At 63.6% G+C, this 20,962-nt stretch carries 16 protein-coding genes; 8 read left to right on the forward strand and 8 right to left on the reverse strand.

The window, feature by feature from the left end; translation table 11 throughout:
- Positions 1-91 precede the first annotated feature (91 nt).
- Entirely contained in the window at positions 92-730 is a 639-nt protein-coding gene (locus tag ACS5Q0_RS00610; RefSeq protein ID WP_473124659.1) for a DUF1345 domain-containing protein, read from the reverse strand.
- Between the two features lie 126 nt (positions 731-856).
- On the opposite strand from ACS5Q0_RS00610, the gene ACS5Q0_RS00615 reads away from it, so the two are divergent.
- Both ACS5Q0_RS00615 and ACS5Q0_RS00620 read left to right on the forward strand, forming a co-directional pair.
- Positions 857-1,279, forward strand: coding sequence for an OsmC family protein (locus ACS5Q0_RS00615; protein WP_473124660.1), 423 nt, complete (start codon positions 857-859; stop codon positions 1,277-1,279).
- 327 nt (positions 1,280-1,606) lie between these two features.
- Entirely contained in the window at positions 1,607-2,005 is a 399-nt protein-coding gene (locus ACS5Q0_RS00620) for a PRC-barrel domain-containing protein (RefSeq protein WP_473124661.1), read from the forward strand.
- A 55-nt stretch (positions 2,006-2,060) separates the two neighbouring features.
- On the opposite strand, the gene ACS5Q0_RS00625 is transcribed toward ACS5Q0_RS00620, so the two are convergent.
- From ACS5Q0_RS00625 to ACS5Q0_RS00635, 3 genes are all read right to left on the reverse strand, one after another.
- A complete protein-coding gene (locus ACS5Q0_RS00625; protein ID WP_473124662.1) occupies positions 2,061-2,423 on the reverse strand; it encodes a ComEA family DNA-binding protein in 363 nt (120 codons plus the stop codon).
- A gap of 200 nt (positions 2,424-2,623) precedes the next feature.
- The gene (locus tag ACS5Q0_RS00630) at positions 2,624-2,992 is read right to left on the reverse strand and encodes a hypothetical protein (RefSeq protein ID WP_473124663.1); all 369 of its coding nucleotides are present in this window, start codon (positions 2,990-2,992) and stop codon (positions 2,624-2,626) included.
- A gap of 154 nt (positions 2,993-3,146) precedes the next feature.
- Positions 3,147-4,553, reverse strand: a complete 1,407-nt coding sequence (locus tag ACS5Q0_RS00635) for a porin (RefSeq protein ID WP_473124664.1) — start codon at positions 4,551-4,553, stop codon at positions 3,147-3,149.
- Between the two features lie 407 nt (positions 4,554-4,960).
- On the opposite strand from ACS5Q0_RS00635, the gene ACS5Q0_RS00640 reads away from it, so the two are divergent.
- Together ACS5Q0_RS00640 and ACS5Q0_RS00645 are read left to right on the forward strand one after the other, a co-directional pair.
- Positions 4,961-6,175 carry a putative DNA modification/repair radical SAM protein gene (locus ACS5Q0_RS00640; protein WP_473124665.1) on the forward strand — a complete coding sequence of 405 codons (1,215 nt, stop codon included), beginning with the start codon at positions 4,961-4,963 and terminating at the stop codon, positions 6,173-6,175.
- The gene (locus ACS5Q0_RS00645; RefSeq protein WP_473124666.1) at positions 6,172-7,614 is read left to right on the forward strand and encodes a UdgX family uracil-DNA binding protein; all 1,443 of its coding nucleotides are present in this window, start codon (positions 6,172-6,174) and stop codon (positions 7,612-7,614) included. The genes ACS5Q0_RS00640 and ACS5Q0_RS00645 overlap by 4 nt, the downstream gene beginning before the upstream one ends.
- Here the strand turns inward: ACS5Q0_RS00645 and ACS5Q0_RS00650 are convergent, their stop codons facing one another.
- The gene (locus tag ACS5Q0_RS00650) at positions 7,615-8,859 is read right to left on the reverse strand and encodes a cation:proton antiporter (protein ID WP_473124667.1); all 1,245 of its coding nucleotides are present in this window, start codon (positions 8,857-8,859) and stop codon (positions 7,615-7,617) included.
- Positions 8,860-8,999: 140 nt separating this feature from the next.
- Between ACS5Q0_RS00650 and ACS5Q0_RS00655 the strand changes: the two genes are divergently transcribed.
- Positions 9,000-11,141 carry a transglycosylase domain-containing protein gene (locus tag ACS5Q0_RS00655; protein ID WP_473124668.1) on the forward strand — a complete coding sequence of 714 codons (2,142 nt, stop codon included), beginning with the start codon at positions 9,000-9,002 and terminating at the stop codon, positions 11,139-11,141.
- Positions 11,142-11,153: 12 nt separating this feature from the next.
- Here ACS5Q0_RS00655 and ACS5Q0_RS00660 read toward each other — a convergent pair whose 3' ends face one another.
- Positions 11,154-11,477, reverse strand: coding sequence for a hypothetical protein (locus ACS5Q0_RS00660; protein ID WP_473124669.1), 324 nt, complete (start codon positions 11,475-11,477; stop codon positions 11,154-11,156).
- Between the two features lie 200 nt (positions 11,478-11,677).
- On the opposite strand from ACS5Q0_RS00660, the gene ACS5Q0_RS00665 reads away from it, so the two are divergent.
- Together ACS5Q0_RS00665 and ACS5Q0_RS00670 are read left to right on the forward strand one after the other, a co-directional pair.
- Positions 11,678-12,010, forward strand: a complete 333-nt coding sequence (locus ACS5Q0_RS00665) for a DUF1330 domain-containing protein (RefSeq protein WP_473124670.1) — start codon at positions 11,678-11,680, stop codon at positions 12,008-12,010.
- 469 nt (positions 12,011-12,479) lie between these two features.
- Entirely contained in the window at positions 12,480-16,013 is a 3,534-nt protein-coding gene (locus ACS5Q0_RS00670) for a hypothetical protein (protein WP_473124671.1), read from the forward strand.
- A 118-nt stretch (positions 16,014-16,131) separates the two neighbouring features.
- On the opposite strand, the gene ACS5Q0_RS00675 is transcribed toward ACS5Q0_RS00670, so the two are convergent.
- Positions 16,132-17,379, reverse strand: coding sequence for a multidrug effflux MFS transporter (locus ACS5Q0_RS00675; protein ID WP_473124672.1), 1,248 nt, complete (start codon positions 17,377-17,379; stop codon positions 16,132-16,134).
- An 86-nt stretch (positions 17,380-17,465) separates the two neighbouring features.
- On the opposite strand from ACS5Q0_RS00675, the gene ACS5Q0_RS00680 reads away from it, so the two are divergent.
- Complete coding sequence (locus tag ACS5Q0_RS00680; RefSeq protein WP_473124673.1) at positions 17,466-19,016, forward strand: DUF4153 domain-containing protein; 1,551 nt, start codon at positions 17,466-17,468, stop codon at positions 19,014-19,016.
- Between the two features lie 18 nt (positions 19,017-19,034).
- Here ACS5Q0_RS00680 and ACS5Q0_RS00685 read toward each other — a convergent pair whose 3' ends face one another.
- Entirely contained in the window at positions 19,035-20,939 is a 1,905-nt protein-coding gene (locus tag ACS5Q0_RS00685; protein WP_473124985.1) for a potassium transporter Kup, read from the reverse strand.
- Positions 20,940-20,962: the final 23 nt, after the last annotated feature.

The raw sequence follows: 20,962 nt of genomic DNA on the forward strand, positions 1-20,962 counted from the left end.
GAGGCGTTCACGCACGCAAGGCAATGGAGATGCGAAGCTTCCTGCTTGGACGAGCCGTCGTCGAGAGCGGTGCCGGAGACCGCAGGATGCGCTACAGCAGCCCCGCTCCCACGTTCACGGCAAGGGCCAAGATGGTGGTGTTGAACAGGAACGCCAAGATCGAATGCGACAGGCTCAAGCGGCGCATACGCTTGGAGATGATCACCACGTCCGAGGTCTGGGCGGCCGCGCCGAAATTGAACGAAAAGTACAGGAAGTCCCAATAATCGGGCTTGTCGTCGTGAGGAAAGATCAAGCCCCTCCGCTCGCCTTCGTCGCCGTAATACTCGTGGGCGTAGTGAATGGCATAGATCGTATGCACGAAGAACCAGGAGCACAGGATCGTGACCCCTGCGATCGCCAGACGGAAAACCTCCTGCCGCCCTGCATTATGGATCCCGTACAGCTCCATGGCGATGGCCGCGAGACTGGTCACAGCGGCGGACAGGGTCAGGATGAGGAAGACCACCGCCTTCTCGTCTTCCTCGGCCGCCCGCCGTTGCATCTTGGCGGTGGTCGAACGCACCGCCATGATCCAGGCCAGCGTCAGGTAACAGAAAATGCCGACATCCCACGCCACCAGGAACCGCGAGACCGCTCCCCAAGCCTGCGGCAGGAGGGCGTAAACGACGATCGCCAGGAGAGTCGAACCGAACAGCCTGGGCCGCAGGCGGGATTGGAGAGGAACCATGGACATGCCTCATTCGGCCGAACTCGAGAAGGCTGACGCAGCGACGAAGCCGTTTTGCGGGATCCAGGCTGGAGTCCGGTGAGCCTTGTCCTACATCAGCACCGTCAACCTTCAAAGGAGATCGCGATGAACCGCAAGGCAAGAGCCGTCTGGCAGGGCACGGGCAAGGAAGGTTCCGGGCAGCTGACATCGGATTCGGGCGTGCTGTCGTCCACCCCCTATTCCTTCAAGACCCGGTTCGAGAACGAGAAAGGCACCAATCCCGAGGAGCTGATCGCGGCCGCGCATGCGGGCTGCTTCACCATGGCGCTTGCCTTCCAGCTGCAGGGAGCGGGCTTCACGCCGACGGAACTGTCCACCGAAGCCGTGGTCTCCATCGAGCAGCAGGACGGCGGGTTCGTGATCACGAAATCGGCTCTCACGCTCAATGCCAACGTTCCGGGAATCGACCGCGCCAAGTTCGAGGAACTCGCCCGCACGGCCGAGAAGAATTGCCCGGTATCGAAAGTACTCAACGCCGAGATCACCATGGAGTTCACGTTGGCGTGACATCGACCGCATTTGCGTCATCGTGGCCGGGCTCGTCCCGGCCATCTTTTTTGAACGCTCGCGATTCTGTGGGCCGATCGACAGAACCAATTCCCACTTGGCCCGTTGAGACACCAAGCGGCGCTTCACGCCGTACTCTCACGCTTAGGAGGAATACTCATGGTTGTGAAACATCTCGCAGTGGCTCTTCTCGGTTCGGCTCTGATCGCGGCTCCTGCTCTCGCTCAGACCTCGTCCGGCTCCAGCTCGACGACGAACCCCCCGGCCAGCTCTGCCCCGGCGATGAACACCACCACCGGCTCGTCCAGCACGAGCAGCAGCAGCGCCATGACGCAGATGCAGCCCGGCCAGTGGCGCGCCTCGAAGCTCGAGGGTCTGAACGTCTACAACAACAACAACGAGAAGATCGGCGACATCAGCGAATTGCTGGTCGACCAGAGCGGCAAGATCCAGGCCGTGGTGGTTGGCGTCGGCGGCTTCCTGGGCATGGGCGAGCATGACGTCGCCATTCCGTACGAACAGGTCAAGTTCGTGAACGAGCCGCGCGCCAATGCTTCGGCCGCCAATACGACCACCGGCACGGCCGGCACCGCGACCGCTCCGAACACCACCGGTTCCGTGGCCGGTACGAGCACCACCGCGGATCGCTCGGCGCCCGACCACGCCATGGTCAACATGACCAAGGATCAGCTCAAGGGCATGCCCGAGTTCAAGTACAACCGCTAACCCGGCGGCAGACATGGGAAAGGGGCCCTGACGGGCCCCTTTCTCTTTGCGGGATTTATGATTTCTGGTGCGCGATGATGCGATCCTTGATCGCATCATAAGCATTCTGAGGAATGATCTTCTTGTCGACGAGATCGCTCTTCGCCTTGTAGGGGCGGCCCTTGATGATCGCTTCGGCCCGGGCGGAGCCGATCTGGGGCAGCTTGTCGAGATCGTCCTTGGAAGCCGTGTTGATGTCGATGAGCTTGCTGACGGAAGAGGTCGTGCCGGGCATGGGCTTCGCGGCGGGCGCCGGTGCGGCCGTGCTTGCGGGCGGCTTGGCCGGAGCGCTGGTGCCGGGCGCGGCGGTCTGCGCCAGAACGGGTGAGGCCAACAGCAGACCGAGAGCCGTGATGGCTGCGAGATGGGATGGACGCATCGTATCCTCCTTCTGTTCGCCGGCCATGATCAGGCCGGCTTCTTCAGAATGCCGAAGTCTGCAGAAGGCTCCCGTGAACGTCCTGTTTTCCGGCGTTCAGCTTCGCTCGTACACCCCGCCCACGACCGGAAGCATCCGAGCAGCCTCGATCGGCTCGCCTGCGGTGTGACATATCCGGGGCGAGCCGGCCGGCGGTTCCTCTAGAACGGGTATCCCTCCAGGCGCCTGATATAGCCGAGATTGGGATAGCCCGCGGCCGTGCACCTGGGCGGTCCTTCCAGACAGGGTGGCCACTCCTGGGACGGAGGATAGGGCGCGGTCATCGGCGGTACACCGATCGAGCCCGTGGTGATGGGCTCTTCCTCGATGATCGTCCTGCGGCTCACGCGCCTCTGGTGGACCGTTCGATGGTGCGGCGCAGCCTGCTGCGCGTATTGCGCCGTCTTGAGCAGCGCAGCGGTGTTGTCGGGCGTTTGGACTTGTGCGTGGGAGTCGGTGACGGATCCAGCAAGGGCGAGGACTGCACCGAACATCGTAGCGGTGAGAGTTGTGAAGAGAGCTTTGGTCATGCGCGCCTCCTTTCGAGGGCTATGAAACCAAGTGGGATCCCCGGATCGGTGTTCCTCGTCGACACCCGTGATCGCGCTCCTGTGATCACGGGGATTGCATACAAAAACCCCGGCGGTCTGCGCCGGGGTTTCGCTCGTTCCTGCCGAAGGCGGCTCAGAAGTCGCGCTGCACGCGCACTCGCCCTTCCCACGCATGCGAAGAGTTTTTGATGGTCCCGGGAAGCTCCGCGACGCTCGACGGAACGAACACGTCGCCCCGGGGATCGATCTTGGCGTATATGATTTCGAGTCCGAGATCGAGGCCGGACACCGGCGACCAGATGACGTTCGATCCAAGACGCAGTTCGTTGAAGTCGGTAAGGCCCACGGAGAACCCGCCTGGAGCGATCGCGGAAGCGCCGCCTCCGTACTCGACCCGCATGTATGAGCCGAAGATCGACTGGCGGACCTCCGGCGACCAGTAGTGGCGGAAGCCGCCGGCGATGGACCAGCCGCGACCGCGTTTGATGTCCCCCGTGACCGGATCGATATAGGCGTCGACCATGCCGACCGCGCCGGACGCGCCGAGCTCGTTGATCGGGTCGATGGCGGTGACGGAATTACCGCCGTTCATGTAGGCGAGGGCCCCGTCCGTATAGGTCGCGGCAAGCCACAGGGCATCGCCCGCGGCGAGCTGCGGGAGCTTGAAGCTCAAATAGCCCGCGACGGCGAAGCCGTATTCGGTATCCGGGATCGAGTCGGCGATGCCCGGACCAAAAATGACGGGTCCGCCGATCGGGTTGGTGAGAGCCAGGCTTCTGAGCTGATGGACCGCGCCGGAGAGCTGAGCGTTCCCCCAGGTTCCCACATATTTGATGTTGCCGACAACGTCGGGCATGCGGTCGCCCCCATAGAAGAGCTGGGTCGCGGCAATTCCCCCTGGAATGAAACCGCTCAGGCGACGGTCGTCGGGATCTTCGAGGGACAGGGTCGCCGAGAAGCCGTTGCCGAAGGAGAAGGTGTAGGCCAGCAGGTTCACGTCGGGGGCGTCGTCGAACCGCAAGGTGCCGAAGTGCTCGGTCGGCAGGTCACCGTCGGAGAAGAACGAAACCGCGCGACCGGCGGTCAGCCCTGCGAACTGGATGAAGGCTTCGGCAACCTGAGGCGACGTGGAAATGGTTCCGGTGTTTGGGATGCCGTTGCTGACGCCAGCCGTTCCGCCGAAGAGGTTGAACGGCGTTCCCGTCCGACGGGTGATCTCGTAGCGGACGAACGTGCGCAGCAGGCCGTAGGCGGTCGCCGTGCGGACGTCGAGCTGAATGCGGCCGCGAATGTAGAAACCGATCGCATCCTGGTCGCGATCATAGGTGGAACTGGACAGGTACTCGGCACGCGCACGGCCGCCGACCCGCAGGCAGGTCTCCGTCCCCGGAATGTAGAAAAATCCGTTGCCGTAGGTGGAGCAGACACGAACGTATTCGACAGGAGCAGCTTTTGCGACAGGCATATCGGCTGCATGGGCCCCGGCGACGGTGGCGAGGCCCGCCATCGTTCCGAGGAGAAGACTCTTAAAAGGCTTCATCTTAATGGTCCTCCAGGCATCACACCCTTTTGTCCGAACGGGAAGCCTGCTTTCAGCACCCGGAATGGGCGGCGACCCTCTTTTCTCCGTTCGATATGAAACGCCACGATTACTGGTCGAGTATTCGTGGTCGGGAACACGTTTCATTGCAATGTGATTGTCTTTCCGCGCCCCTGTTATTGAGGGTTAATACGCTTTAGTTCTTTGCAGTTCTTGACAGGCGGCGTGCCGGACAGCCGAACGGCCATGGCGCCCTCGGCAGAACCGAGAACCGACGAGCGCCCCATGTCCCGCCACGGGCGGATTCCTGTCCGTGCGACCCTCCGCCTCGCCCGGTCCGTTTCCGAATCGGCCCATTTCCATGCTAGAACAAATCACGAACAATCCAGCGGAAGACCTCTGATTCCATGGACGAAAAGCTGAGCCGAAAGCTGCGGATCCTGGCGGACGCCGCGAAATACGACGCCTCCTGCTCCTCCTCCGGCGCCCCCGGGCGCAAGGCCGACATCGACGGCCTGGGCTCCACCACGGGCGCCGGCATCTGCCACGCCTATACGCCGGACGGGCGCTGCGTCTCCCTGCTCAAGATCCTTCTGACCAATTACTGCCTGTTCGACTGCGCCTATTGCGTGAACCGGCGCTCGTCCAATGTGAGGCGCGCGAAGTTTTCCGTCGACGAGGTGGTGACGCTCACCCTCGCGTTCTACAAGCGCAACTACATCGAAGGCCTGTTCCTGTCGTCGGGGATCATCCGCTCACCCGACTACACGATGGAGCAGATGCTGCTGGTGGCGAAAAAGCTGCGCCGCGAGCACGGATTTCGCGGCTATATCCACCTGAAGACGATCCCGGAGGCGAGCCCCTGGCTCATCGAGGAAGCGGGTCTCTGGGCGGATCGCCTGTCCATCAATCTCGAACTGCCGACGGACAAGAGCCTGGAGCGGCTGGCGCCGGAGAAGGACGGCGCATCCATCGAGGGCGCCATGGCGCAGATGTTCGAGCGCATCGAGGAAGCGCGCGAGGAGCGCCGCCATTTCTCGCCCGCGGGACAGACGACGCAGATGATCGTCGGCGCGGACGACACGACCGATACTCAGGTGCTGCGCACCTCGGCCAGGCTCTACGGCCGCTACGACATGAAGCGCGTGTATTACTCCGCCTTCAGCCCGATTCCGGATTCGAGCGCCGTCCTGCCGCTGAAGCCGCCGCCGCTGCTGCGCGAGAGCAGGCTGTACCAGGCCGATTGGCTGATGCGCTATTACGGCTTCCAAGCGGAGGAGATCGCGGCGAGCGGCGAGAAGGGCATGCTCGACCTCGAAATCGACCCCAAGCTCGCCTGGGCGCTCAAGAACCGCCAGCTCTTTCCCGTGGACGTGAACAGCGCCGCGCGCGAGATGCTGCTGCGCGTGCCGGGCCTCGGCGCCCGCGCGGTGGACAAGATCGTGACGGCGCGGCGGCACACCGCGCTGCGGCTGGAAGACGTGGCGCGCCTGACCTCGGGCCTCAGGCGCGCCAAGCCTTTCCTCGTCACCGTCGATCATCATCCGAAGGCGAATCTCGACCGGCAGGACCTGCGCGAACGCCTGATCGAGAAGCCCCGCCAACTGAGCCTGTTCGCATGAGCCTGCACCGAATCACCTTGAAGAACCACGCGGATCTCGACGGCTTTCGGCGCGCCGTGCGCTGGTTGACCTTCGAGGAGCTCGCACCGCAGCACATCGTCTGGTCGCTCGACGAGGCTCCGGGCCTTTTCGGCGACGACGCCCTGCGCGATGCGCCGCCGGTTTCACTGCCGAGAAGCGTGGCGCGCCTCATCGAACTTGGCGTGTGCCACGCCGACCCGGAGCGCTACGCCCTGCTCTACGAGCTCGTCTGGCGCGTCCTGAACGGCGAGCGCGATCTTCTGGAGATCGCGAGCGATCCGCTCGTGCATCGCATCGACAGCATGGCCCGCGCCGTCCGCCGCGACCTCCACAAGATGTACGCCTTCGTGCGCTTTCGGCGCATGAGAGCCGAGCATCTCGAACGCTTCGCCGCCTGGTACGAGCCGGAGCATTTCATTCTCGAAGCCTCGGCTCCGTTCTTCATCGACCGCTTCCGCTCCCTCGACTGGACGATTCTGACGCCCATAGGCTCCATGCGCTGGGATCGGCGGGAGCTGAGCTTCGGTCCGCCCGGGCGGCGCGAGGATGCCCCGGCGGAGGACGGCTACGAGGAGGGCTGGCGTGGCTATTACGAGAGCGTGTTCAACCCCGCGCGGGTAAACCCCACCGCCATGCGCGCCGAGATGCCGAAGAAATATTGGCGCAACCTCCCGGAGACCGCGTCCATCCCGGGTCTGATCCAAAGCGCCTCCCAGCGCGTTGACGCCATGATCGAACAGGAGGCCACCATGCCTGCCAAACGCACGCCCGAACGCGCCCTCGAGGCCATGTGGGATCAGGAGCCCAGGACGCTCGAAGAGCTCAACGCCATCATCGCGAAGGCGGGGCCGCTGGTGCCCGGCGCCACGCAGGCGGTGTTCGGCGAAGGGCCGAAGCATGCGGACATCGTCTTCGTCGGCGAGCAGCCCGGCGATCAGGAGGACCTGCAGGGGCGCCCCTTCGTTGGACCGGCCGGCAAGCTCTTCGACAAGGCCCTGCGGGACGCCGGCATCGACCGCTCGAAGGCGTATCTCACCAACGCGGTGAAGCATTTCAAATTCGAGCAGCGCGGCCATCGCCGCATCCATGCGAAGCCCACCACCGGCGAGGTGAAGCATTACCGGCCCTGGCTGATGAAGGAGCTGGAGCTGGTGCGTCCCAAGCTCGTGGTGGCGCTCGGCGGAACGGCTCTTCTCGCCCTGACCGGCAAGTCCACGCCCATTTCCCGCTCGCGCGGGCGCGCTCAGTTCGGCCCTTACCGGGGTTACGTCACGGTGCATCCCAGCTATCTGCTGCGCCTGCCCGACGAGGCGACGAAGCGCGAGGCCTACGAGGCCTTCGTCAGCGATCTGCGCCGCATCCACGATCTCGCAGAGGCCGATCCGGACACGGGCGAGCTGCCGCTCGCGGCCGAATGATCACGACATTCGCGCCGCGAGACTTCGCCGCTGATCGAGGCGGCGCATCACCGGCGTCACCGTGATGCCGTGGAGCACGATGGACACGAGGATGACGAAGCCCGCCGTGCTCCAGAGCATGTCCGCCTGGTCGAATTCCTGATGCCCCAGGGCATAGGCGAGATAATAGATCGAGCCGAGCCCGCGGATTCCGAAGAAGCTGATCGCCAGCCTTTCTCCCGCCGGGGGCTTGGTTCCGATGAGGCCGATCCAGCCGGCGAGCGGCCGGATCACGAACAGCGCCAGCAAGCCGAAGATCACCGCCTCCCAGTTCAAGGCCCGGAAGAGCTGCCCGCCGGTCATCATCCCGCCGAGAAGCACCAGAAGCGCCATCATGAGCAGGCGTTCGAGCTCTTCGGCGAAATCGTGCAGCTTCTCGTGATAGGAATCCTCCCGCTTGGTGGCGCGCAGCGCCAGCGCGGCCACGAAGACGGCGAGGAAGCCGTATCCCCTCACGATCTCCGTTGCGCCATAGGCCAGGCACGTGATGCCCAGCGCCACGAAGCCGGAACCGGTGCGCGACAGCTTGGCCCGGTTCGGCAGATGGAAGGTGAGCCAGCCGAGGACGCGTCCCACCGCATAGCCCATGGCGATGCCGGCCGCGATCTTCCACAGCACCGCATAGGCGAACCATTCGGCCAGGGATGTCACGCTGGCCTCCTGGGCCAGGAAGATTGCGAGCAGGACGAAGGGAAAGGCGAGGCCGTCGTTGAGCCCGGCCTCGGACGTCAGCGTGAAGCGCACCTCGTCCTCCTGCCCGCTCCTCGGCGGCCCCACCTGCACGTCGCTCGCCAGGACCGGATCGGTCGGCGCCAGGGCCCCGGCCAGCAGAACCGCGGAGGCCACGCTCAGGCCCAGAAGGCTGTAGCCGAGCCAGGCGAGCCCCAGAATCGTCAGCGGCATGGCGATTCCGAGCAGCCGCCAGGTGAAGGTCCACCGCCTCCAGCCGAAGGGCCGGTCGATCTTCAGGCCCGCACCCATCAGCGAGATGATCACGACCAGCTCGCTCGACCGCTCGACGAGGGGGAGCTGCTCCATGGGATGGGGCATGACCCCCGGCAGGTCGGGTATGGCGAAGATGAGCGCCCCGAAGCCGATGCAGAAGATCGGCAGGGACAGGGGCAGTTCCTTCAGAACCATGGGGAGCCAGGCCGTCAGCAGGACGACGACCCCGAAGCCCGCCATCACGATGACGTAAGCGCTCATAGGGCAGCGAACGCGGTGCGACCTCGGCAGTTCCAATGTTTCAGGGTTTAACCGCCCCTTAAACCGCCACAATTAGAGTGCTCCAGAGCGTGAAGGCCGGAATCGAACCGGCATCGAACGAATGCGGGGTTAGAAGAGACGTGGCGAACGGACGTGACCGGCGGGAGCCGGTTTTCGATGCGCCAGCCGCCGATGCGGGGGAGCTGGACTTTCACCTCTCGCCCGAAGACCGGGCAGGGGGATCATCCATGGCGAAACGGCGGAGTTCCAGGCGCGACGACGGCGACAAGCCCCTGCGTCGCGGCTCCCGTCCCAGAAAATCCAAGCGCAAGGGCCGCTCGTTCCTCGGCAAGCTCGTCTATGCGGGCGTCGTGCTCGGCCTCTGGGGCGTCATCGCCGTCGGCGGCGTGGTGGCCTATTACGCCTCGCAGCTGCCGCCCATCGACCAGCTCACCGTTCCGAAGCGTCCTCCGAACATCGCCATCATGGCGGGCGACGGCTCGCTGATCACGAACCGCGGCGAGACGGGCGGGCGCACCGTCACCCTGAAGGAGCTGCCGCCCTATCTCCCGAAGGCCTTCGTCGCCATCGAGGACCGGCGCTTCTACGACCATTTCGGCATCGACCCGATGGGCATCGCCCGCGCGGTCTACCGCAACTTCGCCCGCGGCGGCCTCACCCAGGGCGGCTCGACGCTGACCCAGCAGCTCGCCAAGAACCTCTTCCTCACCCAGGAGCGCACCGCCTCGCGCAAGATCCAGGAGGCGATCCTCGCGCTCTGGCTGGAACGCAACTACTCGAAGGACCAGATCCTCGAACTCTACCTCAACCGCGTCTATTTCGGCGCCGGCGCCTATGGGGTCGAGGCGGCCGCACAGCGCTATTACGGCAAATCCGCGCGCAACGTCTCCCTCTCGGAGGCCGCCGTGCTCGCGGGCCTCGTGCAGTCGCCCTCCCGGCTCGCGCCCAACCGCAATCCGGAAGGCGCGAAGGCCCGCGCTCAGCTCGTGATCGCGGCGATGAACGAGCTCGGCTTCATCACGCCGGACATGACCAAGACCGCGCTCGGCCAGCCCGCCGAGCCCGTGCGCCCGAACGGGGCGGGCTCCGCCAATTACGCGGCCGATTACGTGATGGACGTGCTCGACGATTTCGTCGGCACGATCGACACGGACATCGCCGTGTTCACCACGATCGATCCCAAGCTGCAGGCCGCCGCGGAGCACGCGCTGGTGGACGAGCTCAACGCCAAGGGCCAGAAATTCAACGTGAGCCAGGGCGCCTTCGTGGCCATGAGGCCCGATGGCGGCGTCCAGGCCCTGGTCGGCGGCCGCAACTACGAATCGAGCCAGTTCAACCGGGCCACCTCCGCCCGCCGCCAGCCGGGCTCGTCCTTCAAGCCCTTCGTCTATCTGACGGCCATCGAGCGGGGCTATACCCCCGACACGGTCGTCGAGGACGGCCCCGTCAGCTACAAGGGCTGGAACCCGCAGAACTACGATCGCAAGTATCGCGGCCCCGTCGCCCTGCGCGACGCCCTGGCCCTTTCGCTCAACACCATCGCCGTCAAGCTCAACATGGAGGTCGGGCCGAAGAACGTGGCGCAGACCGCGCAGCGGCTCGGGATCACCTCGCCGATCCAGGCGAACGGCTCGCTCGCGCTCGGCACGTCCGAAGTCACGCCGCTCGAACTCGTCGGCGCCTATGCGGCCTTCGCCAATGGCGGCACCGGGGTGACGCCTTACGTGATCTCCGAGGTCAAAACGCTCGACGACAAGATCGTCTACAAGCGCCCTGCCTCCGCGGGAGCGCTTGGCCGCGTCATCGATCCGTCCGCGGTCGCGATGATGAACGAGATGATGCACAACACCTTCGTGATCGGCACGGCCAGGGCCGCGCAGATCCCGGGCTGGCCGATGGCCGGCAAGACCGGAACGACCAACGACTACAAGGACGCGTGGTTCGTGGGCTTCACGGGCAATCTCGTGGCGGGCGTCTGGCTCGGCAACGACGATGGCGCGCTCACCAAGAAGGTGAGCGGAGGCAACCTGCCGAGGGAGGTGTGGCACAGCTTCATGAAGGTCGCCCTGAAGGACAAGCAGCCCGTGTCGCTGCCCGGCATGGAACGCTTCCGCGACGACGTGCCCGTCGCGGATTCCGGAGCCGATCCGCGCTATGCCAATGCCGGGAACGGCGACACCGCCTGGGTCCAGCCGCAGCCTCAGCCGCAGCGCCGGGTCAGCCGCGAGAAGAACTTCTTCGAGAAGCTTTTCGGGCTTTGAAATGACAAAAATCTACTCGGGTTGGATCAACTCCATCGTCTGACCGTCGAAGGCATTCAACCCGAGTACATTGCAGAGCTTCTGCACATCATCCCGCCGGAGGTGGGAAACATGGAAGACACGATGCTCTTCATCGGAAAAGTGGAGCGCACCGGCATATTCAACAGGATCAAGCCAGCCATCACCTTCGGCATCGACGGATGCGCCTGGATAGACTTTTTGCAAAAGCACTAAGATCTCTTTGCTCGATTCAAAAGGAATGATCGTATCTTCATCGATCTCCTCGTGAGAGATGAGCCGGTGGGTAGGTCGGAAGAACATGTAGTCGTAGCTCACGCCTGTGCCACTCCCTTGTCGAAATTATGTAATATATTTATAATAAATCAGGTTTGCCGCAACAGGGCTTGAGGCAGCTCTCACGTCGGATTTGCATGACGAAGCTCTATGCCTGAGCGCTCCTCATGACCTCGGAGGTAATCGCCACGCCTCCCTAAAGGCGGCATGCTGGCTTCATCGTCAAGCCAAAGGAGCATGCCATGTCAGCCTATGCCGTCGCCCGCCTGCACGATGTCGTCATGGGACCGGAGATCGTCACGTATCTTGAGAAGATCGACGCGACGCTTGCTCCGTTCGATGGCCGGTTCATCATCCATGGCGGCCCTGTGGAGCGGCTTGAAGGAGCATGGTCGGGGGACCTGATCGTGGTGGAATTCCCGGACATGTCTCGCGCCCGCGACTGGTACGCCTCCGCCGCCTATCGCGAAATTCTGCCCCTGCGGACCGGAAATTCCCAAGGAGACGTCATCCTGATCGACGGCGTCCCTGGCGACCATCGGGCGGCCGATATCCTCGCCGAGGCCGCCGCCTAGCGCATCGTACGGACCCAGCGGGCCGCGCAGCGACCCGCTGGGCCACGTCAGTGAAAAGTGGACCCGGTTTTCCGTATAATCGATGCGCTGCCTTTAGAGGGAGCATCGGATAGATTCCAAAAGTGCAGATCCACTTTTGGGCCCGATGCTCTAGCGCATCGGACCAATCCCATGACCTGACCTTGTGGCCCCACCGCTCGGAACCGGAGGTCCGAGCGATAGGGCGGGGCGACAGATTGCCTGATCTGCTTTTTCGCAAGTGCGTCTTGCAAAAGAGTCATTCCCTCGGCAGCCTCTCCGAATCTCCTTGTCGTGAAACGATATTTCGCAAACTTGGCGTCTCTGCGATCAGTGGAGGCGCCGGGAAGCCCCCCTGTTTGGAGAGTAGAGGCTGAAACCTGATAGTTTAGAGCTGATCTATCCAGCCCGGAGAACCGTCCGGGATCACAGCCGAATGAAGGGGGCTTTCATGGATAGGTCTGATCTTGAGAGCGTTCTCAAAGACGCTCAACTGAATCTCGAAGCAGCGGAGAGCGACATCCTGTCCGTGGCGGCCGAGGATGGTTCGATGACGATCGCGGGCGTTCAGGTCCAGTCCGTCATCCAGGGTGACGAATTCGACAACGACCTGGGAGACGAGACCAGCACGTCGTCCCAGACGATCTACGGCGATTGGGGCGATGACACCCTCCGCGGCGGCGAGGGCGACGACCAGCTCTATGGCCAGAACGACAACGACCAGCTCTACGGCGGAGCCGGGGGCGACCTCCTGGATGGAGGCGACGGCTTCGACTTGGTCCATTATGAGACCGAGACGGGAAGCCAGGGCATCGTCGTGAACCTCAGCAACACGACGCTCACGCTCGGCTCCATGACCTATCAGTCCATGACCGGAACCGATACATGGGGCAATCTCGACACCTATGCCGGGATCGAGGGGGTGTATGGCTCCGTCAACGACGACTACATCTACGCTGCGGGCTCCTCGACCGCGAGGATCTTCTATGGCGGCGAGGGGAACGACACGCTCGTCGGCAGCGGATACCGCGACACCCTTTCGGGTGGCGCGGGGAACGACGTCCTTTCCAACGGAAGCGTTGCTTTCTTCGGGAGCTCTGCGGTCAACGTCACTTTCGGCGCTTCCGGGAACGGAACAGCGACCGGCCAGGGGGAAGACACCCTGCTGACCGTCTACCGCGTTTTCGGCAGCAGCGGCAATGACACGATCCAGGCTGGAAACATGCCCTTGGACATCGACGGTGGCCTCGGTAACGATATCATCTACACGGGCGCTGGCGACAATTATGTGACCGCCACTTCCGGTGCAGACACGGTCTATGGGTCGGGCGGAAACGATACGATCTGGGGGAATGCCAGCACAGTCCTCAGCTACGAGAACTACACGAAGGGCAAGATCAATGCCACGCTGGGGAGCACCGGGTATGTTTCCGTCTTCCTGAACGGCTCTATTGGCTGGACCCAGCAGGTCATCAAAATCCAAACCCTGATCGGAACGTCCTTCGACGATACCATCTCGGCGGGGGCCAATTCCGTGTCGCTCAGCGGCGGCGCCGGCAACGACAGGCTCTACGGCGCCAATGGCAACGACACTTTGGACGGAGGATCGGGAGACGATCTTCTGGTCGGCTCGTACGGATCGAACACCCTGATCGGCGGCGACGGCAACGATACTCTGGATGGCTACGGATTCCGCTACACCGACAGGATGATCGGCGGCGCCGGCAACGATCTGTATCGGCGCGACTCTGCGACCGACGTCATCGTCGAGGATGAGAACGGCGGGATCGACACTGTCGAGACGTGGATCGATTATACTCTCGACACATGGATCGAGCATGCGGTCGCAAAAGGCCCGGCTATAGTCAATCTCACCGGCAACGCCCTCGACAACCGTCTGACGGGAAATGACGAGGCCAATATCCTGCGCGGCGGCGACGGCAATGACACGATGATCGGCGGCCTGGGCGACGACGTCTATTACATCGACGATCTCGGCGATCTGCCGATGGAAATGGACGGTCTCACCGGCGGCAACGACACCGCCTATGTCTCCGTGAGGAACTTCGATGGCAGCAAGCTCGCGAATATCGAGAACATCATCCTGGTCGGCGACGGCAGCGTCGGCAGCGGCAGCAATCAGGCTCCCGTGATTGACGGCGCCTCCGAGCCGGTCACCCTGACCGTCCAGGACACGGGCCTCGTGTCGCCCTTCTCGACCGTGACGGTCACGGACGACAGCCCGAGCGTCACCGTATCGATCTTGATCGACACGGGCGTCAGGGGAGACACGGTCGGCTCGTTCGAGAATCTGGGCGGCGGCAGCTACGATCCGGCAACCTACACCTACACGATCACGGGCACGGCCGAGCAGGTCACCGCCGCCATCTGGGCGCTGCAGTTCAACCCGCTCGACCGTCCTTACGATGCGGTCGGGGCCGTCTGGCACACCACCTTCACCATCAGGGTCCTCGACAGCGAGGGCCTGTCTGGAACATCGAACTCCAACATCTCGGTGGACTCCGTTGCCGCGGACCGGGCTCCCACGCTCTCGATTTCCTATGCGGATCGCACGATCGGCGACGACGAGAACACGAATCTCGTCGCCCCCTTCGGCGGTGTCACGATCAATGACACCAACTCAGGCGACGTCCTGACCGTTCGGATCACCCTTGATACGGCGAGCAAGGGCGTTCTCGTGCCCGTCGATGGCGGCATTTACGATGCGGCGACCGGGGTGTTCACCATCACCGGAACCCTTGATCAGGTTCAGGCGGCGGTCCGGGCCCTCCAATTCAACCCGACCGACCGTCCCGACGCGCCGAACGGCAGCATCGAGCAGACCAACTTCTACATCACCGTGACGGATGAGGCCGGTGCATCGGTCGGCCCGACCTTTGCCGGCCGGGTCTATTCCGTGCACACGGTGAACGAGAATCCGACGGTCCCCACCCTCATCGGCGGTTCGATCACGGATCACGTCCTGACGGGAACTCAAGTCGGCACGCTTTCCGCCTTGGATCCCAATCACGACGCGCTCACCTACACGTTCAGCAACGGCAGCACCGTCAGCGATGACGGTCGGTTCGAGATCGTGAACGGAGCCGTCAAGGTCCGCGACTCGAACCTCATCCAGGTGTCGCAGGACACGACTTTCACCTACACGGTGGTGGTCTCGGACGGGCGCGGCGGAACGGCATCCGGCGACATCGCGATCAATGTCGCGGATGTCAACAAGGCTCCGACGAGCATCAAATTGTCCAATACGCTCGTTCAGGAAAACGTCGGTCTCGGCACGCTCATCGGCACCCTATCCGCCATCGATGCCAACGGAGACGCGCTGGTTTACTCTCTGCTCGACAACGCCGGCGGAAAGGTCGAGATCGTCAACAACGAGCTGCGGGTCAAAGGCGTCATCGATTACGAGCAGCACAGCTCGTTCGACATCGTCGTCGCGGTCAGCGACGGGATGGCGACGACGACCCAGACTATCACGATCAAGGTCAAGGACGTCAGCCGCGAGAACGCGACCGGAACCTGGGCGAACGATCTGCTCCTCGGCGGCAGCCAGAGCGACGTCCTCAACGGCATGGATGGAGACGACATCCTGAACGGCGGCGACGGCCGTGATGAGCTGACGGGCGGTTCAGGGGCGGATGTCTTCGTCTTCGACGTGGTTCCGACAAAGAGCAATGCGGACGCAATCCTGGACTTCAGCGTCATCGAAGGAGACCGGATCTCTCTGTCTCACACGGCCTTCACGGGCCTTGGCCTTGGTGTCCTGAGCGCCAATGCCTTCGTGGTCGGCACGGCGGCCCGCGATGCGGACGACCGTATCATCTACGATCAGGCCACGGGCAAGCTCTACTACGATGCGGACGGCGCCAGCGGCCTCAAGCGGGATGTCGCTCCCGTGCTGATCGCCACGATCAATCCAAACGGCCTGAAGCCCGCATTGACGTACGAGAGCTTCTTCGTCGTCTGACGCCGAAGAAGCCGCCTCTCGTCAGAGCATCGGACAGGGGGCGATTGCACGTCCGATGTTTCAAGCCCAGCCGCTACTCGCGGCTGGGCTTTGTCATTCCGATGCCATGACGGACTGATTATCCCCGCCGTGCCCGTCCGGTGCTCAGGAAGCGGACCAGAGCCAGAACGCCCGTCGTCGCGATGATGGCGGGAAGTGGCAGGGCGGAGCCGCCGAGATTCTGGCCGAGGACGATGCCGAGGATCGCCGCGAAGGTCATCTGGCAGATTCCGAGCAGGGACGAGGCCGCTCCCGCGCGCTCCGGGAACGGCATCATGGCCGAGGCCATCGCCTGCGGCATGGTGAGGCCGACGCCCAGGGCGTAGATCGCCATCGGTCCGGTGATGGCGAAGGACGACGGCACACCGGAGAGGACGAGCACGAACATCAGCGCGCCGCCGATCGCGAGACTGGTCACGCCGAACCGGATCGTGCCGTCGAGCCCGTGCCGTCCGACGAGATGCTGCGCCAGGAACGTGCCGGTGATGTAGCCCATGACCACGAAGGCGAAGGAGAAGGCGAAGGCCAGCTCATCCAGGCCGTACATCTCCTGCAGCACGAAAGACGAGCCGGAGATGAAGGCGAAGAGCCCGCCATAGGCGAGCATGGAAAAGCTCACATAGGTGCGATAGGCGGGGTGCCGCAGCAGCGCAGCGAATCCCTTCAGGATCGCCGCGAAGGAGAGCGGCGCATTGGATTTCACCCGGATGCTCTCCGGCAGCCGCAGCAGGACCGTCGCGGCCAGCGCGATGCCACAGATCAGCATGACGGCGAAGGTGGCCCGCCACTCGTAGAATTGCGCGATCAGGCCGCCGAGAACCGGCGCGAGCGCGGGCACGACGCCCATGATCGTACCCATGCGGGACAATTCCCGTCCGGCGCGCGGCCCCTCGTAGAAATCGCGCACGATGGCGCGTCCGAGCACGATGGGACCCGAGGCGCCGAGCGCCTGGAGAAACCGGGCGCCGATCAGGATTTCGATACTGGGCGCGAGCGCGCAGATGAGGCTCGCGACCGCAAAGAGCCCCAGTCCGAAGAGCAGCACGGGCTTTCGTCCGGCGCGGTCCGAAACCGGCCCATAGAAGAATTGCCCCGCCGCGAAGCCCAGAAGGAAGGCGGACAACGTCATCTGCGTCTGCCCCGTGGTCGCCTGCAGGCCCGCCGCGATCGCCGGCAGGGACGGCAGATACATGTCCGTCGAGAGAGGACCGAGCGCGGTGAGCAGCGCCAGAACGACGGTCAGGGCCAGGGTATCGGGCTTGAGCATGGAATGGGCCGGATCGGAAGTGGAGGGCTCGGAGGCAGACCGAGGAGGTTGTTCTCTCACGGGCTCTCAAGGAACGAAAGCCCCTTGCTCCAGCCGGCACCCAATGGATAAAGTAACTTTATCACACAAAGAGTCGATCCGCGTAAATGTCCCTGCTCTCGACGTCCGCTCGTTCTCACCTCGAGCTCGCCATTCGCCGCTTCCCGTTCGCCATCCTGGCCGCAAGCCTTGCGACCCTCGGCATTCTTGTCGCGATTTTCGGCAGCCAGTGGATAGAGAGATTCTCCGGGAAGTTCGATGATGTCCCGTTTGCGCTGATCCTGTCGTTCTTCACGGCCGTCATCGCGGCTTTTGCTGCAGCCGGACAAAGTGTCCGGGCCCGTATTCTCGCCGAGGGCGCGGGATTCCTGATCGGCTTCTCGCTTCTGTTCTGGTTCGAGTTCCGAGACTACACGGTCCCGCCTCTCCTCCTGGCACTCGTGTGTCTCATGTCGGTCACGGCGGGCATCGCCGCGCGGCGCGGGGTGAGCGGCTTCTGGCTCGCCAATGCCCATCTCATTGCCAGTCTCGCCATCAGCCTCATCGCCTTGGGCGTCGTTCTCGCAGGCGGCGCAATCGTGTTCTTCACCATCGACACCTTGCTGGGGTGGCCCGTCGAAAAATTCGAAATGACGCTGGGCATCGGCGTCATTGTCTTCGCCTTTCCGTTGCTCTGGCTGACTCTCGTGGCGCCCGTCACGATCGGTGCGATCAAGGAGGATCACGACAATATTCTGCTGCGCGCCGTCACCGTCTTGGCAGACGCTCTGCTGATCCCTCTGATCCTGGTTTTCGGCGCGGTCCTCCATCTCTATGCCCTACGCATCGCGGTTGCCGGCGAATTGCCGAAAGGGCAGATCGGCACGATCGTCCCGCTCTATCTGACGCTCGGATACGGAACTTACCTCCTCGCGTCAGGCCCCCGCGCATTCTTGGCAAGGGTCCGGTCCGTGTTCCGCCGCTCGTGGCTCGCGAGCACATTGATCCCTCTGGTGCTGCTGACGCACGCGACCGCCATTCGCGTCGATGCCTATGGCGTCACCGAGGAACGTTATTGGCTGATCCTGATCATCATCGGCGCGATTTTCCTCGCGGCGTCCGCCCTCGTCCGGCGGCCCTTCGACATCCGCCTCGTCCCGCTTACGGGGGCCGTTCTCATGATCGTCGCCGTTGTAGGGCCTCTGAGCGCCGAGAAGGTGACCGCCTATAGCCAAACGGCGCGGGCCAAGGCGGTGGAAACCAGTCTCGATGTCTCCGACGTTTCTGCGGAACCCGCCTCCCGTGCTCCTGAAATCCAGAAACCGGAATTCCTCGTCTTCAGGAAACTCGACATCATTCGGGCCGAGACGATCACGATCCTCAACGATTTCGCCTTCGACTTCGATCAGGACAAATCGCACACGGTCAGGAGTTCCTCGACAAGCGTGACGCTCTCCCTCGAGGGGCAGTTTCTCAACGTCGAAGGCGAGACCTGGACGGCGCGGTTCGACCTCTCTCCACTCCTGACGATGGACGGCAGAGATCCGGCAGACCTTCACCCGACCCTGCACAGCGTCGAGGGCAGGAAGAGCGACTTCATCCTATCGCGCTTCGGAAGAAGTGCCGAACCCACGGGAGCGGTCATCAGCCATCTGGGCGGCACCATCATTCTTCAGTGATGAGGCTCGAACGCCTCATCACACGGTCACCTGCGTGCCTACCTCCACCACGCGGTCGGTGGGGATCTGGAAGAACTTGGTGGCGTCGCTGGCGGATTTGGCAAGCGTGATGAACAGCTTGTCCTGCCAGCGTGGCATGCCACTGTGGAGTGCGGGCCGGATCGAACGGCGCGAGACGAAGAACGACGTCGTCATGATGTCGAACCTGAGGCCCTGCTTGCGCAGGAGGGCGAGCCCGCGCGGAATGTTCGGCGTTTCCATGTAGCCGAAGCTCATGGTCGCGCGCCAGAACGAGTCGCCGAGAGACTCGATGTGGACCCGCTCATGGTCGGGAATGCGCGGTGCGTCCGCAGTCTTCACCGTCAGGATCACGTTCTGCTCGTGCAGGATCTTATTGTGCTTGAGATTGTGCAGAAGCGCCGATGGGGCCGTCTCGGGATCGCCCGTCATGAACACGGCCGTGCCCCTCACGTGGTAGGGCTGGCTTTTCTGCAGCATGGCGATGAGCTCGACGAGCGGCACGTCCGTCTTGCGGGTCTTGTCGAACAGGAGGCGTGTGCCCCGCCGCCAGGTGAGCATGAGCGTCATCAAGGCCGCGCCCACGAGAAGCGGCATCCAGCCGCCTTGCGGAATCTTGAGGGCGTTCGCGACGAGAAAGACCAAATCGACGATGAGGAACGGCGCGACCACGGCGGCCGACAGCCAAAGCGGCCACTTCCAGAATTTCCAGACGACGACGAACGCCATGATGGCGGTCACCACCATCGTGCCGGTCACGGCCAGCCCATAGGCATGGGCCAGGGCGCTGGAGCTCTTGAAGAGGATGACCAGGAAGACGACCGCGACCAGAAGCATCGCATTCATCCGCGGCACGTAGATCTGCCCCTTCTCCGTCTCGGAGGTCCAGCGGATTTCCATGCGCGGCAGAAGCCCTAGCTGGATCGCCTGCTGCGTCATGGAGAAGGCCCCGGTGATGACGGCCTGGCTGGCGATGATGGTCGCGATCGCCGCCATGCCGACCATCGGGAGCAGCGCCCAATCCGGATAGAGCAGGAAGAAGGGGTTCTCGATCCTGTCCGGATGGGCCAGCAGCAGGGCCCCCTGCCCGATATAATTGATGGCGAGGCACGGCAGCACGAGGGCGAGCCAGGCGACCTGGATGGGTTTTCGCCCGAAATGCCCCATGTCCGCGTAAAGCGCCTCCGCCCCCGTGACCGCGAGGAACACGGCGCCGAGCGCCAGCAGGCCGGTCGTCCCATGCGTGGCGAGGAAGGCGATGCCGTAAGTCGGGCTGATCGCGGCCATGATGCTGGGATCGTCGACGATGTGGACGGCGCCGCCCAGGGCCATCAAGAGGAACCAGACGCCCGTGATCGGCCCGAACCAGGCCGCGACGCGGGCCGTGCCCCGGCTCTGGATGGAGAAGAGGCCGACCAGGATCACGAGGCTCAGCGGCAGGACGTAGCGTGAGAAATCGGTTGAGATGACTGTCAGGCCTTCGATGGCCGAAAGCACCGAAATGGCCGGGGTGATGATGGCGTCGCCGTAAAACAGCGCGGCTCCGACCATTCCGAGCAGGGTGATGGCGAAGACGTTGTGCCCCATTACCTTCTGCGCCAGCGCCATGAGGGTGAGCGTTCCGCCCTCGCCGTTGTTGTCGGCCCGCAGGATGAACAGCACGTACTTGACCGTGACGATGACGATCAGGGCCCACAGGATCAGCGACACGATGCCGAAGACCATCGGGCGGGTGACGGCGCCGCCTCCGGCCGCCGCGGTGAGCGATTCCTTGAGCGCATAAAGCGGGCTCGTGCCGATATCGCCGTAGACCACGCCGAGCGTCCCGAGCGCCAGCGTCCCGAGACCGGGACGGTGAGGGGCCGCGGGCGAGGCTTTAGGCCCGACCGTCTGGTCTTCGATCACTGCAGGCATTGCCTAGCCCTTGT

The organism is Microvirga sp. HS2 (genome assembly GCF_055792805.1).